The 18,605-nt window shown below is 42.0% G+C and carries 14 protein-coding genes; 12 read left to right on the top strand and 2 right to left on the bottom strand.

Annotation, left to right across the window (positions count from 1 at the left end; all coding sequences use genetic code 11):
* The first annotated feature begins 25 nt into the window (after positions 1-25).
* On the top strand, positions 26-631 hold the full coding sequence (locus ACA086_RS01075; protein ID WP_371001400.1) for a DUF4097 family beta strand repeat-containing protein: 606 nt from the start codon (positions 26-28) through the stop codon (positions 629-631).
* A 77-nt stretch (positions 632-708) separates the two neighbouring features.
* Complete coding sequence (locus tag ACA086_RS01070) at positions 709-1,356, top strand: lipoprotein signal peptidase (RefSeq protein WP_371001399.1); 648 nt, start codon at positions 709-711, stop codon at positions 1,354-1,356.
* Here ACA086_RS01070 and ACA086_RS01065 read toward each other — a convergent pair.
* Entirely contained in the window at positions 1,344-1,904 is a 561-nt protein-coding gene (locus ACA086_RS01065; RefSeq protein WP_371001398.1) for a 5-formyltetrahydrofolate cyclo-ligase, read from the bottom strand. The genes ACA086_RS01070 and ACA086_RS01065 overlap by 13 nt on opposite strands.
* Positions 1,905-2,430: 526 nt before the next feature.
* On the opposite strand from ACA086_RS01065, the gene uvrC reads away from it, so the two are divergent.
* The 10 genes from uvrC (at position 2,431) to ACA086_RS01015 (ending at position 17,427) form a co-directional block, all read left to right on the top strand.
* Positions 2,431-4,218 carry an excinuclease ABC subunit UvrC gene (gene uvrC, locus ACA086_RS01060; protein WP_371001395.1) on the top strand — a complete coding sequence of 596 codons (1,788 nt, stop codon included), beginning with the start codon at positions 2,431-2,433 and terminating at the stop codon, positions 4,216-4,218.
* Between the two features lie 17 nt (positions 4,219-4,235).
* Positions 4,236-6,500, top strand: coding sequence for a patatin-like phospholipase family protein (locus ACA086_RS01055; RefSeq protein WP_371001393.1), 2,265 nt, complete (start codon positions 4,236-4,238; stop codon positions 6,498-6,500).
* A 206-nt stretch (positions 6,501-6,706) separates the two neighbouring features.
* The gene (hppD, locus tag ACA086_RS01050) at positions 6,707-7,849 is read left to right on the top strand and encodes a 4-hydroxyphenylpyruvate dioxygenase (protein WP_371001392.1); all 1,143 of its coding nucleotides are present in this window, start codon (positions 6,707-6,709) and stop codon (positions 7,847-7,849) included.
* 304 nt (positions 7,850-8,153) lie between these two features.
* A complete protein-coding gene (locus ACA086_RS01045) occupies positions 8,154-8,933 on the top strand; it encodes a DUF3108 domain-containing protein (protein ID WP_371001391.1) in 780 nt (259 codons plus the stop codon).
* A 7-nt stretch (positions 8,934-8,940) separates the two neighbouring features.
* Positions 8,941-9,906 (top strand): tryptophan 2,3-dioxygenase family protein, encoded by a 966-nt coding sequence (locus ACA086_RS01040; protein WP_371001389.1) that lies wholly within the window; start codon positions 8,941-8,943, stop codon positions 9,904-9,906.
* An 8-nt stretch (positions 9,907-9,914) separates the two neighbouring features.
* Complete coding sequence (locus ACA086_RS01035; RefSeq protein WP_371001388.1) at positions 9,915-11,195, top strand: peptidoglycan DD-metalloendopeptidase family protein; 1,281 nt, start codon at positions 9,915-9,917, stop codon at positions 11,193-11,195.
* Position 11,196: 1 nt separating this feature from the next.
* The gene (gene pgi / locus ACA086_RS01030) at positions 11,197-12,834 is read left to right on the top strand and encodes a glucose-6-phosphate isomerase (protein ID WP_371001386.1); all 1,638 of its coding nucleotides are present in this window, start codon (positions 11,197-11,199) and stop codon (positions 12,832-12,834) included.
* 171 nt (positions 12,835-13,005) lie between these two features.
* Positions 13,006-16,272, top strand: coding sequence for a carboxypeptidase regulatory-like domain-containing protein (locus ACA086_RS01025; protein WP_371001384.1), 3,267 nt, complete (start codon positions 13,006-13,008; stop codon positions 16,270-16,272).
* Between the two features lie 92 nt (positions 16,273-16,364).
* Positions 16,365-16,823, top strand: a complete 459-nt coding sequence (locus ACA086_RS01020) for a hypothetical protein (RefSeq protein ID WP_371001383.1) — start codon at positions 16,365-16,367, stop codon at positions 16,821-16,823.
* 10 nt (positions 16,824-16,833) lie between these two features.
* Positions 16,834-17,427 carry a DUF1080 domain-containing protein gene (locus ACA086_RS01015; RefSeq protein ID WP_371001381.1) on the top strand — a complete coding sequence of 198 codons (594 nt, stop codon included), beginning with the start codon at positions 16,834-16,836 and terminating at the stop codon, positions 17,425-17,427.
* Here ACA086_RS01015 and ACA086_RS01010 read toward each other — a convergent pair.
* Positions 17,410-18,468, bottom strand: coding sequence for an endonuclease/exonuclease/phosphatase family protein (locus ACA086_RS01010; RefSeq protein WP_371001379.1), 1,059 nt, complete (start codon positions 18,466-18,468; stop codon positions 17,410-17,412). The genes ACA086_RS01015 and ACA086_RS01010 overlap by 18 nt on opposite strands.
* Between the last annotated feature and the right edge of the window lie 137 nt (positions 18,469-18,605).

Genomic DNA, 18,605 nt, shown 5'->3' with positions numbered 1-18,605 from the left:
CAGCTTAGTGAAGAACTATTTTTTCTTGTTAATTCTATTCCTAGGAATAATATCAGCCTCAGGCCAGAAAGTAGTACGAAAAGTCCTGATTCTTCCTCATATTACCCATATTCAGATCGATGCCAGTTACCTGGCCCTGGTGGAGCTGATAACGACCCCCGGGGCAGATCTAAATCTCCAGGCCGTCATAGAAGGAGAATACCGGAAGGATCTGGCCATAGAATTGCAAGAAGAAGGGAATACATTGAGGGTCACCGCCGCTCTACAGCCTTTTTTTAAGATTCCAAATGACAAACTGAGTGCGCATAAGGTAATCGCCATTTCGCTTTATATTGAGGTGCCGGAAGATAAATTTGTCAGCCTTTATGGAACCAATACACAGGTAAGGGCGCGGGGAATATATAAAGAATTGGAAGTGGTATTAAGTGATGGGCAATGTACCTTAAAGGATCCTAAGGATAATGTACGTGTTACCACTCAAAGTGGCAATATTGACCTGGAGACGGCCAGTGGAACGATTAATCTTAACTCAAAATACGGCACTGTTATACAGGACAACATCCCGGAAGGGCGCAGCAATTATCACCTTCAGTCGAACAGCGGAAACATCACGATTAAAGCGGTGGAGTGATAATATAATTTGTATCAGAATTACAGCAACTACAATGTATTAATAATCCCTATTTTTGCCCCTGCAGAAGAAACCCTATGAATCTCAAGAAGTCCCTCATCCTCATATTCATCATTTTATTGGTAGACCAGATCAGTAAAATTTATATTAAAACCCATTTTATTTTAGGGGAATCCATTGATGTATTAAGTTGGTTCAAGATCCTTTTTATAGAAAATGAAGGGGCTGCCTGGGGAACCAAACTAAGCGATATTCTGCCTATTTCAGATAGCAGTGGAAAACTCGTCCTTACCATCTTCAGGCTATTTGCCATCTCAGGAATAGGCTACTGGCTTTGGGATAGTATCAAGAAAGAGGCGTCCAAAACCCTGGTTATTGCAGTTTCATTAATTTTTGCCGGTGCCGTGGGGAATATCATTGATTCCCTTTTCTATGGGATGATTTTCGATGACAGTTACAATACTGTCGCAACTTTATTTTCCGATGAACCTTACGGAAGGCTTTTCTATGGGAAGGTAGTTGATATGCTCTATTTTCCTATGATCGATACCATATGGCCAGATTGGGTTCCATTGGTAGGGGGGAATGATTTCCGCTTTTTTGAACCGGTCTTTAATATTGCAGATACCGCGATCAGCACAGGAGTTGGTATTCTGATTGTCTTCAATAAAAAGGCCTTTGGTAAAAAGGAAGATTCTACAGTTGAAACTGATCAGAACGAGTAGACTTTTTCGGGAGTAACGCAGTAATCCAATCTGATATCGTGTGCGTTCGTATCAGTGATCTTTTCAACGGCATCAAATAAGCTCAGTCCAATTTTGCAGGTATTTTCTCCGCATTCTGCCAGAAACTTGTCGTAATACCCGCCGCCGTAGCCTACTCTGTTCCCAGTCTGATCAAATGCCAGTAAAGGGACAAAAACTACCTCTATTTTTGAAGGGTTTACCTGAATGCCATTTTGAGGCTCTGGAATACCCCAGCTATTGGATTTTAAGGAAGTGTTGTCTGTTAACAGAAAGTGTTCCAGCTTATTTTTGGAGGCAATTTTAGGAACTACGAGCTCTTTGTCTCTTCCCTGGAGAAGGGTAATAACAGGGCGGGTATCTATCTCTTTTTTAAGAGTACTGTGTAAGAAAATATGATAATAAGTATAGTCCCAGACAGCCAGGGCCAGAATGTTGTTGGCCACTTTCAGGCTGGCTTCATCGATGAAAGCATCGGATGTGTTCTTTCTCAATTCAAGAAAATGCGTCCGGAGATCTTTTTTAAGCATAAGGCCGAACAGTTCTTAGAAGTGGGGCTATGAAATGAACTTAATCCTTAGCGGAAACAGTAAAATAAATCTTGAAAAAGAGCATCAAGATCAGGTACATTCCCAGGGTGATTAGGTAATCGTCCATTAAGTTATTGTTACGTTTGCGCTAAAAATAAGTAAAATATTTTCACTTTGTCCACAAGTGGTACGATTTACTCGATGAAATGCACGTTTTTAGTAAAGATTTAACAGGATGAACAAAACGAATAGACTAAAAATATTCTAACACATTACTAAACAACAGCTTGAGAAGAAGATAAATTTATCCCTGAATATAGATTTTTGTAATTTTTAAAAGTTCACTGTTTTATCTGGAAATAAGTGGCGCTGAAGGTTGGGAATTATGTGTTTATTTTTAAATCCCCCTTCCCAAACGGCACAGCAGCATGAAGAAAAACCCCAATCAAATTATAAAATTTAGGAATTGAGGGTTTAATAGAATTTGCTAAATTATCTTTGTTTATCGCGCCTCCAAATATTCCATATGCCTGAATTATCGGTAGAACTTCAGCTGAATACACTCCCACAGTCGCCCGGGGTCTACCAGTTCTATGACAAGGACGGGAAAATTCTTTATGTAGGTAAGGCTAAAAACCTGAAAAAGAGGGTGACTTCATACTTTACCAAGACCCACGACAATGGCAAGACACGGGTTATGGTAAAAAAAGTCAGTAGCCTGAAACATATCGTAGTCCCTACCGAATCGGATGCCTTGCTGCTCGAGAACAACCTTATAAAAAAATATCAGCCGCGCTATAATGTGTTGCTGAAAGACGATAAGTCTTATCCCTGGATTTGTATAAAGAATGAACGCTTTCCCAGAATATTTCCCACCCGAAAATTGATTAAAGATGGTTCGGAATACTACGGACCCTATACCAGCATGAAGACCGTAAAAACACTTCTTGATCTGATCAAAAGTGTTTATCCGCTACGCACCTGCAATTACGATCTCTCCGAGGAAAAAATTGCAGCCGGAAAGTACAAGGTATGCCTTGAATACCACCTGGGGAATTGCAAGGGTCCCTGTGAAGGATTACAAAAGGAGCAGGAATACTATCAGCAGATCAGTGATATCAGAGACATTATAAAAGGAAACTTTAAATCATCTCTGCACTATTTTAAAAAAGAAATGAAATCCCTTGCGGCAGAAATGCAGTTTGAGAAGGCGCAGCAGATAAAAAATAAGATAGAGGTGCTGGAAAACTACCAGGCAAAATCTACCATCGTAAATCCTAAAATCAATAATGTGGATGTTTTTTCCATTATTTCCGATGAAGCTTATGCCTATATTAATTTTTTACAGCTCTCACACGGTTCCATAATCAGATCTCATACCATGGAGATAAGGAAAAAATTAGAAGAATCTGATAAGGATCTCCTGCAACTGGCAATTGTTGAAATCCGGCAGCGTTTTCAATCCCAATCCCGGGAACTTTACCTGCCTTTTGCCGTGAGCCTGCCCGAAGAGCTAAAAATTACATTGCCCAAACTGGGAGACAAAAAAAAGATCCTGGATCTCTCCAAAAGAAATGCTATGTTCTTCAGACAGGAACGATTTAAACAAGTTAAAATCACGGATCCAGACCGGCATGTAAACCGGATTATGGCCCAGATGAAAACAGACCTTCGACTTTCCGAAGAACCAAGGCACATTGAGTGTTTTGACAACTCGAACATACAGGGAAGCAACCCGGTTGCAGCCTGCGTAGTATTTAGAAATGGGAGGCCGGCCAAAAAGGAATACCGTCATTACAATATTAAAACCGTTGATGGACCAGACGATTTTGCTTCTATGGAAGAGGTGGTCTATCGCCGATACAAACGCCTGCTTGAAGAAGATGCCTCCTTGCCCCAACTGATTGTAATTGATGGGGGAAAAGGACAACTTTCATCGGCCCTGAAAAGTCTCGATATTTTAGGCCTGAGAGGAAAAATAGCAATCATCGGCATCGCTAAAAGACTGGAGGAGATCTATTTCCCCGGAGATTCTATTCCGCTCTATCTCGACAAGAAATCTGAATCCTTAAAAGTGATACAGCAATTGAGAAATGAAGCGCACCGTTTTGGCATCACCTTTCACAGAAACAAACGCAGTAAAGAAGCAATCAATTCTGTCCTGGAAGAAATTTCAGGAATAGGCGAGAAAACCGTAGAACAGTTGTTGAAAAAATTTAAATCGGTCAAACGGATCAAAGAAGCCTCACTGGAAGACCTCAGCGAAGAGGTTGGCTGGGCAAAGGCAAAGAAAATATATGAAAACTTTCATTAAACTCCTATCTTCACTTTATGCGGAATAGCTATTTTTTCCTCTTGATGTCAATGGTGATCTGCCAGGTTAACGCGCAGCAAATACCTATGGAGGACGCACCCAAAGTAGGCCTGGTGCTCAGCGGAGGGGGGGCAAAAGGAATGGCACATATCGGCGCTCTTAAAGTCATCGAGGAGTCGGGGGTACATATCGATTACATCGGAGGGACAAGTATGGGGGCTATCATCGGGGCTTTGTATGCTTCCGGCTATTCGGCCGATCAGCTCGATCTTCTCTTTCGAAGTTCAGATCTCGCCAATCTGATCCAGGACAACCTGCCCAGAAATGCCAAAACTTTTTATGAAAAGGAAAACTCTGAACGTTACGCACTTACCTTACCTTTTAACGATTTTAAATTATCATTTCCGCAAGGCCTATCCAGTGGACAGAATATCTACAGTACACTGGTAAGAATGCTTTACCATGTTAAGGATATTCGCGATTTTAATGAGCTTCAAATTCCGTTTTTCTGTATAGCTACCAACGTAGAAACCGGGAAAGAAGTTTTGCTTAACAGCGGATTTCTGCCAGAAGCCATACTGGCAAGCGGGACATTTCCATCCTTGTTCCAACCGGCGGAGGTAGATGGGCAAATCCTTATCGACGGGGGTGTACTCAACAACTATCCGGTTGATGAATTACGGGCCATGGGTGCCGATATTGTCATCGGTGTAGATGTGCAGCACGGCCTTAGAGATCGCTCATCTCTTTCATCCGCCACTGATATCTTACTCCAGATCAATAATTTCAGGACTATCAAGGATATGCAACGAAAATCGGAGCTAACCGACATCTACATCAAACCCGATATGAATAATTTTTCCGTGATCGATTTTGAGCTTAAAGATACTATTATAAACACCGGGGAGCAGGTTGCATTAAGGCACAAGGAAGCACTTGAAGCCCTTGCTGCAAAACAAAACCGTGCTCCTGTAGCAAGGCCTGAGATTCCGATTCAGGATTCTCTGATGGTAAATCGATTGGTCCTTGAAGGAAATGACAATTTTTCCAGAGGGTATATCAAGGGAAAATTACGTATTGACCTGAACGAAAAAATAAGTTTTGCAAAGCTGCAGCAGGGGATTAATAATTTAGTGGCAACCGGAAATTTTAAAACCATCAGATACGAACTTACATCCAACGGACTGGGTCAGGACCTGATAATGCACCTTACAGAAAGCACCGATAAGACCTTTCTGCGGATCGCGGCACATTACGACAATCTGTATAAAAGTGCGGCGCTCATCAATCTCACACGAAAAAATTTGTTGATGCAGGACGATGTGGCATCCATTGATCTTATTCTTGGAGACAATGTGAGATATAATTTCCAGTACTATTTGGATAAGGGCTCCTACTGGAGTTTCGGAATCAATTCGAGGTTCTATGAATTCGAAAAAGAGATCGATTACCGGGTAATTGAATCTAACTATGATGTACCTATAAATTTTAATGTCAACAACATTAACCTGAAGGTTACAGACCTGACCAATCAAATCTATCTTCAAACGGCCCTGAATGAAGAGTTTGCCTTTAAGATTGGAGGCGAACACAAGTTATTGACCTATAGCACTACCACCCTTGGGGAACAACAAAGTGATAGTCTGCCACCTCCGCCTTCAGGTTCAGAGAATACCACTTTTTTTGAGAAGAGTAATTATGTCTCTGCCTTCGGGCGTTTGACGCTCGACACCTACGACGACAAGTATTTTCCCTCAAGAGGGCTTTATTTTGACGGGGATTTTCACCTCTATCTCTGGTCATCTGATTATAACGATAATTTCAAGGAATTTTCTATTGCAAAGGCAACTATGGGGGCCGCATTCCCCCTTTTTGAAAATATGAGCCTTAACCTGGAAACAGAAGGGGGATTTAAACTGGGAACATCACGCGTTACTTCCTTCGATTTTGTACTCGGGGGATTTGGTTATTACCCCCTCAATAACTTTCAATCCTTTTTAGGATATGATTTTTTGAGCCTGCCAGGGAATAGCTATGTAAAAGCGTATGCTCGCTTTGATTATGAATTCAGTCCGAAAAATCACCTTCTTTTTGCCGCCAATATGGCAAATGTTGAAGATGATATTTTCCGGACAGGAGAGTGGTTTACAGCACCGGATTATACAGGTTTTGGTGTGGGGTATGGCTGGGAATCCTTCTTTGGGCCGGTACAACTTATTTACTCCTGGACCCCGGAAACGGAAGAAGGGAATTTTTTCTTCAGCCTTGGATATTGGTTCTAGTTAAATTGTGTTGCAGAAATTCTCAGGCATGGACATAGCCATACCTCATTTTCGCTCATTTTTTACGATCTTTGCAGGGATAATACAAACAAATGCTGACAAGGAGAATAGATATTACAGCCCATCTCCGGGCCATGTGGTAGCAACCCAATACTTTTAGGGGAATAACTCCACATAATTTTGTAAATCAATTCAAATAAAATATCATGGCTACTTTAGATAACACATCATTACACTTGCCTAAGGAAAATCCTGAGGCAGAAGATTTCCTGCCCCTTTTAGGGACAGATCACGTAGAGCTCTACGTTGGGAATGCAAAACAGGCAGCGTATTATTATATGGCGGCATGGGGATTTCAACCTCTTGCATATGCTGGTCTGGAAACCGGATTAAAAGACAGGGTTTCTTATGTGTTGCAACAGGATAAGATTAGATTAGTTCTTACTTCTCCCCTGAAATCGGGAGGAGATATAAATCGGCACATAGATCTGCATGGAGATGGTGTAAAGGCTATTGCCCTATGGGTAGATGACGCCACTAAGAGTTATAAGGAAACTGTAAAGCGCGGAGCGGAATCATATTTCGAACCAAAAACCATAAAGGACGATCAGGGAGAGGTGGTTCTCTCCGGAATCCACACCTACGGTGAAACTGTACACGTATTTGTGGAAAGAAGTAATTACAAAGGCGTATTTATGCCAGGGTATAAAGCGTGGAACCCCCATTACCAACCCTCAGACGTGGGATTAAAATACATTGATCATATGGTTGGGAACGTAGGGTGGAACGAAATGAATAAATGGTGCCAGTTTTATGCCCATGTTATGGGATTTGCACAATTGGTTTCTTTTGATGACAAGGATATCTCAACAGAATACACCGCCCTGATGAGTAAGGTGATGAGCAATGGGAACGGACGAATTAAATTTCCGATTAACGAACCTGCCGAAGGACGTAAGAAGTCACAAATAGAAGAGTACATAGAATTCTACAATGGTGCTGGAGTACAACACATGGCTCTGGCAACAGATAACATTATTGAAACAGTGAGTTCTTTAAGGGACCGGGGGGTAGAGTTTCTCACAGTTCCGGTAACCTACTATGAGGATGTACTCGATCGGGTTGGGGAAATTGATGAGGACCTGGCTCCCCTCAGAGAGTTGGGGATTCTGATCGATCGGGATGATGAAGGGTATTTGTTGCAAATCTTTACCAAACCTATTCTGGACAGGCCTACCATGTTCATTGAGATCATTCAGCGCAAAGGTGCCAAATCTTTCGGGAAAGGAAATTTTAAAGCGCTTTTTGAAGCAATTGAAAGAGAGCAGGAATCCAGGGGAACCCTTTGATTATGACCACCTTTTGTCTGTTTTAAATTGTGATTTAATAAACTATTGTTAACGTTCTCGTTAAATTACGTTAAAACGAAATGCAGTTTCAGAAAGTTGTATTAAATTTGTTGTCATAAGGGGTGGTTCCCTTATAACTTTAAGTATTGGTTTTTCATAATTTAAAGTTTGGTTGGTTATTTAGGAAAAGCTCCGACTCTCGTCGGGGCTTTTTTTTGTATACCAGTTTGGAATAAATATTGTTTAAATAACGTTAATGAGATGGCTGTGATGCCCGATTTAGTAATTTTGAACAAAATATAATATGAAAAAGAAGGTATTACTTGTGTTTCTTTTTCTTCAGGGAATGATGTATGCTCAAAACATACATGAAGCCTTTAAGCCCGGGGAATGGCTAAAATTCAGAATTCATTACGGTTTTCTGAACGCGAGCTATGCCACTCTGCACGTCAAAACTGACAGTGTGGGGCAGACACCCGTTTACCATGTAGTAGGGAGGGGAAAGACCACAGGGTTTGCCAGTATTTTTTTTAAGGTCGATGACACCTATGAAAGTTATTTTGATATGAATAATGGGAAACCATATCGATTTATCAGAAAGGTTGACGAAGGAGGATATACCAAAGATATAGAAATCAACTTTGATTACGACCGGAAAGAAGCCCTGCTGGACGATAAGAAAAATGATAAAAAGTTTAATTTTGACCTGGGTGGGAATATCCAGGATCTGGTATCAGGCTTTTATTACCTGAGGAACAATTACGAAATAGGGGATCTGGAAATTGGGAAGTCGATTCAATTAAATATGCTCTATGATGACGATGGGGTATTTAAGTTTAAACTGAAATATCTGGGGAAAGATATCCTAAGGACAAAATTCGGTAAAGTTGAATGTCTTAAATTCAGACCTTACGTACAGGCAGGCAGGGTATTTAAAGAACAGGAAAGTCTTACCTTATGGGTGTCAAATGATCTGAATAAGATTCCTATTCGCATTAAAGCTGATCTGGCCGTAGGATCTCTAAAGGCCGACCTTGACGGCTATAATGGATTAAAACACCAGTTTAAGATCATAATGGACTAACAAAAGCATGGAAAAAAAGGAGCAGATCGCATCCCAGATCGAAAAGCTGGCTGAGAAATACAAGGATTCAGGACAGGACCTCAGTTCTTACCTGGACGGACTTCTTTACCAGCGATATCTTACCTATTGGGACTATATCCATCTCGATACCCTTTTAAGTCTTCAGGTACCCAGGACCTACTTTCCGGATGAGGAGATATTTATCATGTATCACCAGATCACCGAATTGTATTTTAAGCTTATCATACACGAAGAAAAACAGATAGTGGATGACAGGTCGCAGGAAGTAGACCAATTCATTGAAAAACTAAATCGCATAAACAATTATTACAAAGCACTGATATCTTCCTTCAGTATTATGATCACCGGGATGGAAAGAGAGCAATTTCTCCGCTACAGAATGGCCCTTTTGCCTTCAAGCGGATTCCAATCGGCTCAATATCGTATGATAGAAATTTATGCTACGCCCCTGGAAAACCTATTGCATCATTCAGACAGGTCGAATCTTTCAAAAGAAGACAGTATTGAAGACCTTTACGAGCATATATATTGGAAAAAAGGGGCGACCGATGTTAACACAGGCGAAAAAACATTAACACTAAAGCAATTTGAATACCGCTACACGCCCAGATTTATCAGGATCGCAAAAGAAGTAAAAGAGAATACAATCTATCACAAATACCTGCATTTACCAGAAAAAAGCCGGAATAATAAAGCGCTCAAAGAAGCGTTAAGAAGGATGGATCTGAATGCGAACGTAAACTGGCCACTGATGCACATGGGGTCGGCCTACCGTTATCTCAGCAAAGGCGATAAGGCAATAGAAGCAACAGGTGGGACCAATTGGAAGGAATATTTACCGCCAAGCTTTCAAAAGGTGGTGTTTTTTCCGAAATTGCACACCGAAAAGGAATTAGAAAATTGGGGAAAACAATGGGTAGACCACTTATTTAATCCCGAAAAAATAACTTAACAAATACAATGCGAAAATACTGGGGCCTCTTTTTAGCATGTATCCTCCTGTCCTCATGTGGAGACGATAAATCAACATCTTCTGTGGCTGCCGAAGATGCAACTGCACAGCCAATCATCCTCGAAAGAAATATTGAGAAATACGGCTTTAACCTCTCAGACTATATAGTTGTTGAAGATACTATTAAAAGAGGTGATATTTTTGGGGACCTGATGACGAGGAACAAAGTAGACTACCCTAAGATCTACGAGCTTACCCAAAGGTTTAAGGATACTTTCGACGTTAGGCGTATTCGGGTTGGAAATCCATACACCATACTTAAATCTAAGGACACCTCGCAGGTAGCCAAAATATTCGTCTATGAGAATGACCCCATTAATTATACGGTGGTCGACTTCAGGGATACGGTACTTGCCTATAAAGGAAGAAAGGAAGTTAAAATTGTACAACGCGAGGCATCAGGGGTTATTCCACAGGGTGGCTCCCTATCCGATGTTATTGTAAAACAGAATATTGATTACCTCATGGTCAATGAATTATCGGGAATATATGCCTGGACGATCGACTTCTTTAAGCTCGATGCCGGAGATAAATTTAGGATTATCTATGAGGAAAAATATATCAATGACAGCATTTATGCCGGGGCAGGTTCAATAAAAGCAGCTTATTTTGAGCACAGAGGGGAACCTTTCTACGCCTTCGCCTACCATAATGATTCGCTCGACATAAAAGAATATTACGATCAGGAGGCCAATAACCTGCGACGTACATTTCTAAGAGCCCCCCTAAAATTTGGCCGACTCTCATCTCGCTACAACCTCAAACGAAAGATTCGCTATTACGGATACAAGGTAAGGCCTCATAAGGGCACCGATTACGCAGCACCGATTGGTACACCCATCCTGGCCACGGCAGATGGAATAGTAACAGAATCTACCCGCAGAGGAGGAAATGGGAAATACGTCAAGATAAGACACAATGGTACATATAGTACCCAGTACCTGCATATGAAAGCACAAAATGTTCGCAGGGGAGAGTACGTAAAACAGGGTGAAGTCATCGGCTGGATAGGGATGACAGGGAATACCGGTGGACCTCATGTCTGCTACCGCTTCTGGAAGAACGGCCGACAGGTAGATCCGCTCCGCGAAAAACTCCCGGCTGCAGAACCACTGGCTGAAATTCTTAGACCGGCCTATTTTGAGTTTATGGATCCTGTAAAAACCCAACTCGACTGTATTGAATTTCCGGAGGAGCAGGCAGAAGAACTCTTAACCCTCAATCCGTAAAATGCCATTAGCCAACATCAATCCTACCACTACCGACGCCTGGAAAAAGCTCGAGATACACTTCAGGGAAACAAAAGGACAACACCTCAGGGAATTATTTGAAAGCGACCCGGGTAGGGCTGAGCGATTTTCAAGAGAATGGCAGGATTTTTTTGTTGATTTTTCAAAGAACAGAATTACAGATACTACCCTGGAATACCTACTCCAATTAGCAGAAGAAGTAAAACTTAAAGAAGCGATTGGAAAATATTTTGAGGGGGATATAATCAACGAAACCGAAGGGCGTGCCGTTCTCCACACCGCCCTGAGAGCAGGAAAAGCAGAAAAGGTCCTGGTAGACGGGGAAAATGTAATTCCGGAAGTATACCAGGTAAGAGATCATATCAGGAAGTTTTCAGAGGCGGTCATTTCAGGTAAGAAAAAAGGCTATACAGGCAAATCTTTTACCGATGTGGTCAATATAGGAATCGGGGGATCTGATTTGGGCCCGGTGATGGTCACAGAGGCTCTTAAATACTATAAAAACCACCTTAAGACACACTTTGTCAGCAATATTGACGGGGATCATGTACAGGAGATCCTTAGAGAAATCAATCCGGAGACTACCTTGTTTGTGATCGTCTCCAAAACCTTTACTACCCAGGAAACACTCACCAATGCCTTAACCATCAAAGATTGGTTCCTGAAAAGCGCATCCCCCAAAGATATAGCCCTGCATTTTGCAGCCGTATCTACCAATACCGATAAAATAAACGAATTTGGAATCGCACAGGAAAACGTATTTCCGATGTGGGACTGGGTTGGAGGCCGATTTTCCCTTTGGAGCGCCGTAGGACTTTCTATCGCCCTGGCCCTGGGGCCAAACCATTTTGAAGAATTGCTTGAAGGTGCCAGAGAAATGGATGAGCATTTCCGAACAACCGATTTTAACCAAAATATCCCCGTATTGCTCGGCCTTCTGAGTATCTGGTATAACAATTTTTACGAGGCAGAGACCGAGGCTATTATTCCCTACACTCAGTATTTGAGTAGATTCTCAGCCTATTTTCAGCAAGGCATCATGGAAAGCAACGGGAAAAGTACCGCGAGGGATGGATCAGCAGTTTCATACCAAACAGGGACCATCATCTGGGGAGAACCGGGAACCAATGCGCAACACGCGTTCTTTCAGTTGATTCACCAGGGGACAAAACTGATTCCGGCCGACTTCATTGGTTACAAAAACTCCCTTTACGGCAATACCGATCACCACCAGAAACTTATGGCAAACTTTTTTGCCCAGACTGAAGCCCTGATGAATGGGAAAAAAGCCAGTGAAGTAAAGGAGGAACTGGTAAACAAAGGGTTGAATGAAAAGGAGATTGAAAAACTCCTGCCCTTTAAATTATTTGAAGGAAATAAGCCCACCAATACCCTGTTGATAGACAACTTAACTCCAAAGAGCCTTGGGTCCCTGATAGCCCTATACGAACATAAGATCTTTGTGCAGGGAGTGGTCTGGAATATATTCAGCTATGACCAGTGGGGGGTAGAATTAGGAAAGCAACTGGCCAATACAACCCTAAGGGATATCACATCTTCCGAAATTTCTAATCACGACACTTCTACCTTGCAATTATTGCAAAAATTTAAGACCTAGAATCTCAATTTCATATATTCCAACTTCCCCAAAATATCCCTATCAATTATGGGATGATTTTAGATAATTTTATGTTAAATTTGTTCTCCTTAATTTAACACTGTCTTAATGTATTTGTCTCTGAAATAGGGCATTTTTGCGGACGGTTTATAACTAAATAACACGAGAACTATGAAGAAAATTTACTTTGCCCTTGCTGCATTTTTAATGACAGCAATGGCTTTTTCACAAGGGGTTACTACTTCTGCAATCAGTGGTAAAGTAACCGATGACGCTGGTGAACCACTTGGTGGTGCCAGTATCGTAGCAGTACACCTTCCAACAGGAAGTACTTATGGGGCTGCTGCCGATTTCGATGGCTTTTATCGAATTTCCAACATGCGATCTGGAGGCCCTTACCAGATTACCTTTTCCTATATCGGGTTTACAGATAATGTGAAAAATGAAATATATCTAACGCTGGGTAGGGCTTCTCAGTATAATGTTCAATTGTCAGAATCGGCTACGGCACTTGAGGAAGTCGTGATTTCTGCATCAGCTTCAGGTGTTTTCGGAGCTAACAAAACAGGGACAGAGACCACAGTTTCCAGAAGAGATGTTGCTACTTTACCTGCTGCTTCCAGATCTATTGCTGATTTTGTTCGGATTACTCCACAGGCACAGATTACTGAAGGTAATGATGGATTCTCCGTTTCACTTGCAGGACAAAACAATCGCTACAATGCCATATATATTGATGGAGCAGTAAATAATGATGTTTTTGGTTTGGCAGGCTCAGGTACCAATGGAGGACAGACGGGAGTTAATCCTTTCTCTGTTGATGCGATCGAAACTTTCCAGATTAACATCGCTCCTTTCGATGTACGGCAATCAGGTTTCTCAGGAGGATCAATCAACGCCATTACGCGTTCGGGATCGAACACCTGGGAAGGATCGGCTTACGCCTTTGTTCGAAATGAAAGCCTGGCCGGTAAAACACCAACCTCACTAACTAATGACGGAGACACCCGTGAGAAATTAGCTGATTTCAGTGCGCTTACATACGGTGTTCGAGTAGGAGGTCCTATAGTAAAAGACAAAGTGTTTTTCTTTTTAAACTACGAAAGACAGGACGACGAAACTCCACAGCCTTTTAATATCAGCAACTATACAGGGCGCTCATCTGCAGCCGACCTGAATAACCTCAGCAGCTTTTTGGTAAGCAACTACGGCTATGATCCGGGAATATTTGACAACAATACCCGTACTTTGGCTGGGGATAAGCTCACCGCGAAAATCGACTGGAACATTAATCAGGATAACAAGCTTTCCTTCCGTTACGGATATGTGGGAGCTGATAACCTGGAAGCTCGTAATTCCGGAAACTTTGGAATAGGATTTATCAACGGTTCTGAGTCGTTCGAAACTCAGACACATTCTATTGCTTTAGAACTAAGCTCGCGTTTTGGCAATAAGTTTTCAAACAACTTCATTCTTGGGTATACTCAGGTAAGGGACGACAGGGATCCACTAGGAGATCCATTCCCAACCGTTGATATCCAGGACGGTTCAGGAACAATTTCCTTCGGAGCAGAGCCTTTTTCAACAGCTAACCTGCTCGACCAGGATGTATTGACCCTTACTAACAATTTCGAAATTTACTCAGGAGCACATACCGTGACCTTGGGAACTAACCTGGAATTTGCAAAGGTTAAAAACCTCTTTTTTGCCTTCAATTACGGGGATTATACCTTTGAAGATCAATTTGATGGATCTGGAACTTTAATCTCTTCAGGTCTCAACCAATTCCTTACAGGGCAGGATGCAGATGTGTATCAGCACGGCTACTCTCTTGTAGGAACAGGAGTTGTTGGCGATGAGTCTGCAGGGGCATCAGAATTTGATACCTTCCAGGCCGGATTCTATATCCAGGATGACTGGCAGATGACCGATGACTTCAAATTGTCTTTCGGAGCTAGAATAGACATCCCCTACTGGAGTGATGGTGTCGTTAATGACGATTTTAATGACAGAACAATCCCATTGCTGGAAGCTGCTGGTAAAGATTTACAAGGCGCCAGAGTAGGGCAGGGAATCGATCCGACCCCTATGTTTGCTCCCCGTCTCGGTTTTAACTGGGATCTCAATGGCAAAGGAACCACTCAGATACGTGGAGGTGTTGGAGTTTTTACGTCCCGACTTCCATTGGTATGGCCAGGTGGAACATATAATAATAACGGTATCACCGGAGGATTTATGTTCGAATTTGGACAGCCTTTTGAACCCAATGTAAACAACCAGTTTGAAGATCCGGCTCCGGGATCCGGAGGATCAGGAGGTAATGTAGACTTAATTGCCAAGGACTTTAAATTACCACAGGTAGCCAAGTTTAACATTGCGGTAGATCAGAAATTGCCGATTTGGAATCTAATCTTAAGTGGTGACTTCCTTTACACCAATGTGATTACAGATGTATACTACCAGAACCTTAATCTTAAACCGGCCATAGGTACGTATGCCGGCGCAGATAACAGGCCATTCTACGACAGGAGAGACGAGATTGATCCTACCTACCAGGGAGTTTACTTGGCATCTAATACAGGTGGTGGTTACGCTCATAATACAACTTTCTCCCTGCGTAAGCCATTTGAAAATGGATTTTCAGGACAGGTTTCCTATACTTTCGGAGATTCATTTAAAATCTTTGACGGGACCTCTTCACAAAACAGTTCACAGTGGAGAAATATCCAGACTGTGAACGGTAAGAATTCAAACCTTCCCGTAACCCGATCAGATTTTGCCCTCGGTAACAGAATCACAGCTAATGCTTCTTATGAGATAAATTGGAGTGATAATGTAAAAACAACCTTCGGTGTTTTCTACGAAGGATACCAGAGTCAGCCTTACAGCTTTATCTACAGAGAAGGACGCGATTTACTTAACGATGATTCCAGGGATAATGCCCTGATTTACATCCCTGCTTCTCAGGACGAAATTGTTCTGGCAGATATCACTGATAGTAGTGGTAATGTTGAAGTCTCAGCTGCTGAGCAGTGGAATGACCTTGATACCTTTATCAATAGCGTTGAATATCTTAGTGAGAACCGAGGAAAATACGCAGAGAGAAATGCTTCAAGAGGAATCTGGAATCATATCATCGATTTAAAAATCCTTCAAGATTTTAGCCTTGAATTTAGTGGGAAGACACATACTTTCCAGATCTCGGCAGACATCTTCAACTTTACTAATCTTATCAACAAGGATTGGGGACAAAGAAGGTTTATCAGTTCTGAAGTGAGTCCGTTGACAACAGTTTCAACAGGAGCAACTCCGGAATTCCAGGTGAATTACGGAACTGTCAACGATGATGGTACGCCTAATATCACTCAGATTGATGATTTTGGATTAGCATCGTCAAGATGGCAAGCTCAATTAGGGATCAGATATATCTTTAATTAAAAGATATCCTCAACTAAATAATAAGAACCCCGCTTAATGCGGGGTTTTTTAATACCTAAAAATTAGTACTTTTAAGACTTAAACTAAACATAATGCAAGAAAGCAGTCTTCTTCTAGAATGGATACAGGTATTACATTCTTATCTGGCCTATATAGTCCTGGTTCTCTTATTTCTGGCCGTAGCTAACGCGATTACCGGCCTTGTAAGCAACAGGATGTTTACTATGGGAAAAGATCTTCGTCTCAGCCTTTTTACGCTAATCCTCAGCCATATCCAACTTGTGGTCGGGCTTATCCTCTGGTTTATTTCTGCCAGTGGTTTTTCGGCCATTAAAACCCTTGGGATGGGCGGGATGAACTCTGCCGCCAGATTACTGGCCGTGGAACACCCCTTTGTCAATATCCTGGCTCTGGCACTGATTACTATCGGCTGGTCCCGCCACAAACGATTTATGGAAGGGAAGAAGAAGTTTAAAAGTATTGCCCTCTTCTACGGGCTTGGCCTTGTGCTGATTCTCAGTAGAATTCCATGGGCACAATGGTTCAATTAAATACCTTACTATGAAAACGATACAATTTTTATTCGCCCTGCTTATGGTAACAGGGCTCTCCGCCCAGGGAAAGGAACTTTTTAACGGGAAAGACCTAAATGGCTGGACTGTCTATGGCACTGAGAAGTGGTATGTGGAAGACGGCCTGCTTGTCTCTGAAAGTGGCCCCGATGCTCAATACGGTTACCTGGCAACGGATGAGTACTACAAGGATTTTGAACTTACCCTGGAGTTCCTCCAGGAAGCCGATGGCAACAGCGGGGTTTTTGTCCGTTCTACGATTGACGGCACAAAAGTAAGCGGCTGGCAGGTAGAGGTGGCACCTAAAGGGAAACATACTGGAGGTGTTTATGAATCCTATGGCCGAGGCTGGCTGGTAAAGCCGGAAGTAGAAAAAGAACTCGTCCTGAGAGAGGGGCAATGGAACACCCTGAAGATTCGCCTGATGGGAGACCAGCTTACTTCATGGCTTAACGGGGTACAGATGGTGAGTATCAGTGATGAAGCCATAGGTGCCGGCGAGGGCGCCATTGCCCTGCAAATCCATGACGGGGGCGGCATCAAAGTAAAGTGGCGGAATATCAAATTAGTCGTTCCGGAGTAACGGTTCGAACTTCTTTATCAGATATCCATATACCGGTAAATGATCACTATAACCGGCCGTATATCTCCCGGCAGTTATTGTGCGTAATGGATAACCTTTATAACTTCCCTGCGTTTGTTTTAAATAGGGAGGGTCAAAAATATTTACCTTCCATAGTTGTAATGAGCGTTTACCATTGACCAAATTTCCACTTGTATAAATTTGATCAAATAGACTCCATGAATCTCTGTATGCCAGACTCCCCTTCCCTTTTCTGAATAATCCGACCATTGGGTTGAATAATTCTGAAGACTGTATGCTCCTAGTTTCTTTTTTTATTGAGAGGACCTTTTGCATAGAGTAATCAACAGGGTTATCGTTAAAGTCTCCCATGGAAATAATTAAAGGATCAGGAGAAATTCTCCTTATAGAATCGATGATTTTTAAATTTAATTCAGCAGCCGCTATTCTGTACGGCCTGCTCCTTAGTTCTCCTCCCCGGCGGGATGGCCAGTGATTTACAATAAAGTATAAAGGTATACCATTCATAAAGCCGTGAACAACCAGTTGATCCCTGGTAGGTTCTCTGAATCGCTCTTGGTTTAGTATTACTAATCGATGTGTTTGAAAACTAACAGGAACAAAGGAAGCTTTCCGGAAGATTAACGCCACATCAATTCCTCGCGCATCAGGGCCATCCTTATGAATAATGCCATAGTCAAATCGCGCAAGTTTAGGATAAGCAATCAGGTCGGATAAGGTCTGAAAGTTTTCCACCTCACATATTCCCAGAATATCTGGTGGACTTTTTCGTAAGGAAGATCCAATCTCCGAAATAACCCCAGCCAAATTTTCTATTTTCTCCTTGTATCGTTTTGTAGTCCACTTATTCTTTCCTGTGGGAGTATAATCTTCATCAAAAGTGCGCGGGTCATCGATGGTGTCGAACAGATTTTCCAGATTGTAAAAAGCTACGGTTCTGATTTGATATACGGAAGATTGTCCATTGAGATAAGCACACAGCAAAAAAACCCAAATCATCCTGAAGTAATGTATTCTCATTTTATGAGGGAATTTCAGCCACAATATAGCCGCTAAAGTTGCAAGGGGATTGCAGCAACACAGCTTACTTTGGCCACATTAAAGGATGAATCAGGCTAAAATCTGAATAATGACGGGGACAGTTATTACAAATTATA

Source organism: Muriicola sp. E247 (assembly GCF_041358175.1).
Lineage (GTDB): Bacteria > Bacteroidota > Bacteroidia > Flavobacteriales > Flavobacteriaceae > Muriicola.
This window is presented reverse-complemented; position numbering and strand designations above follow the sequence as displayed.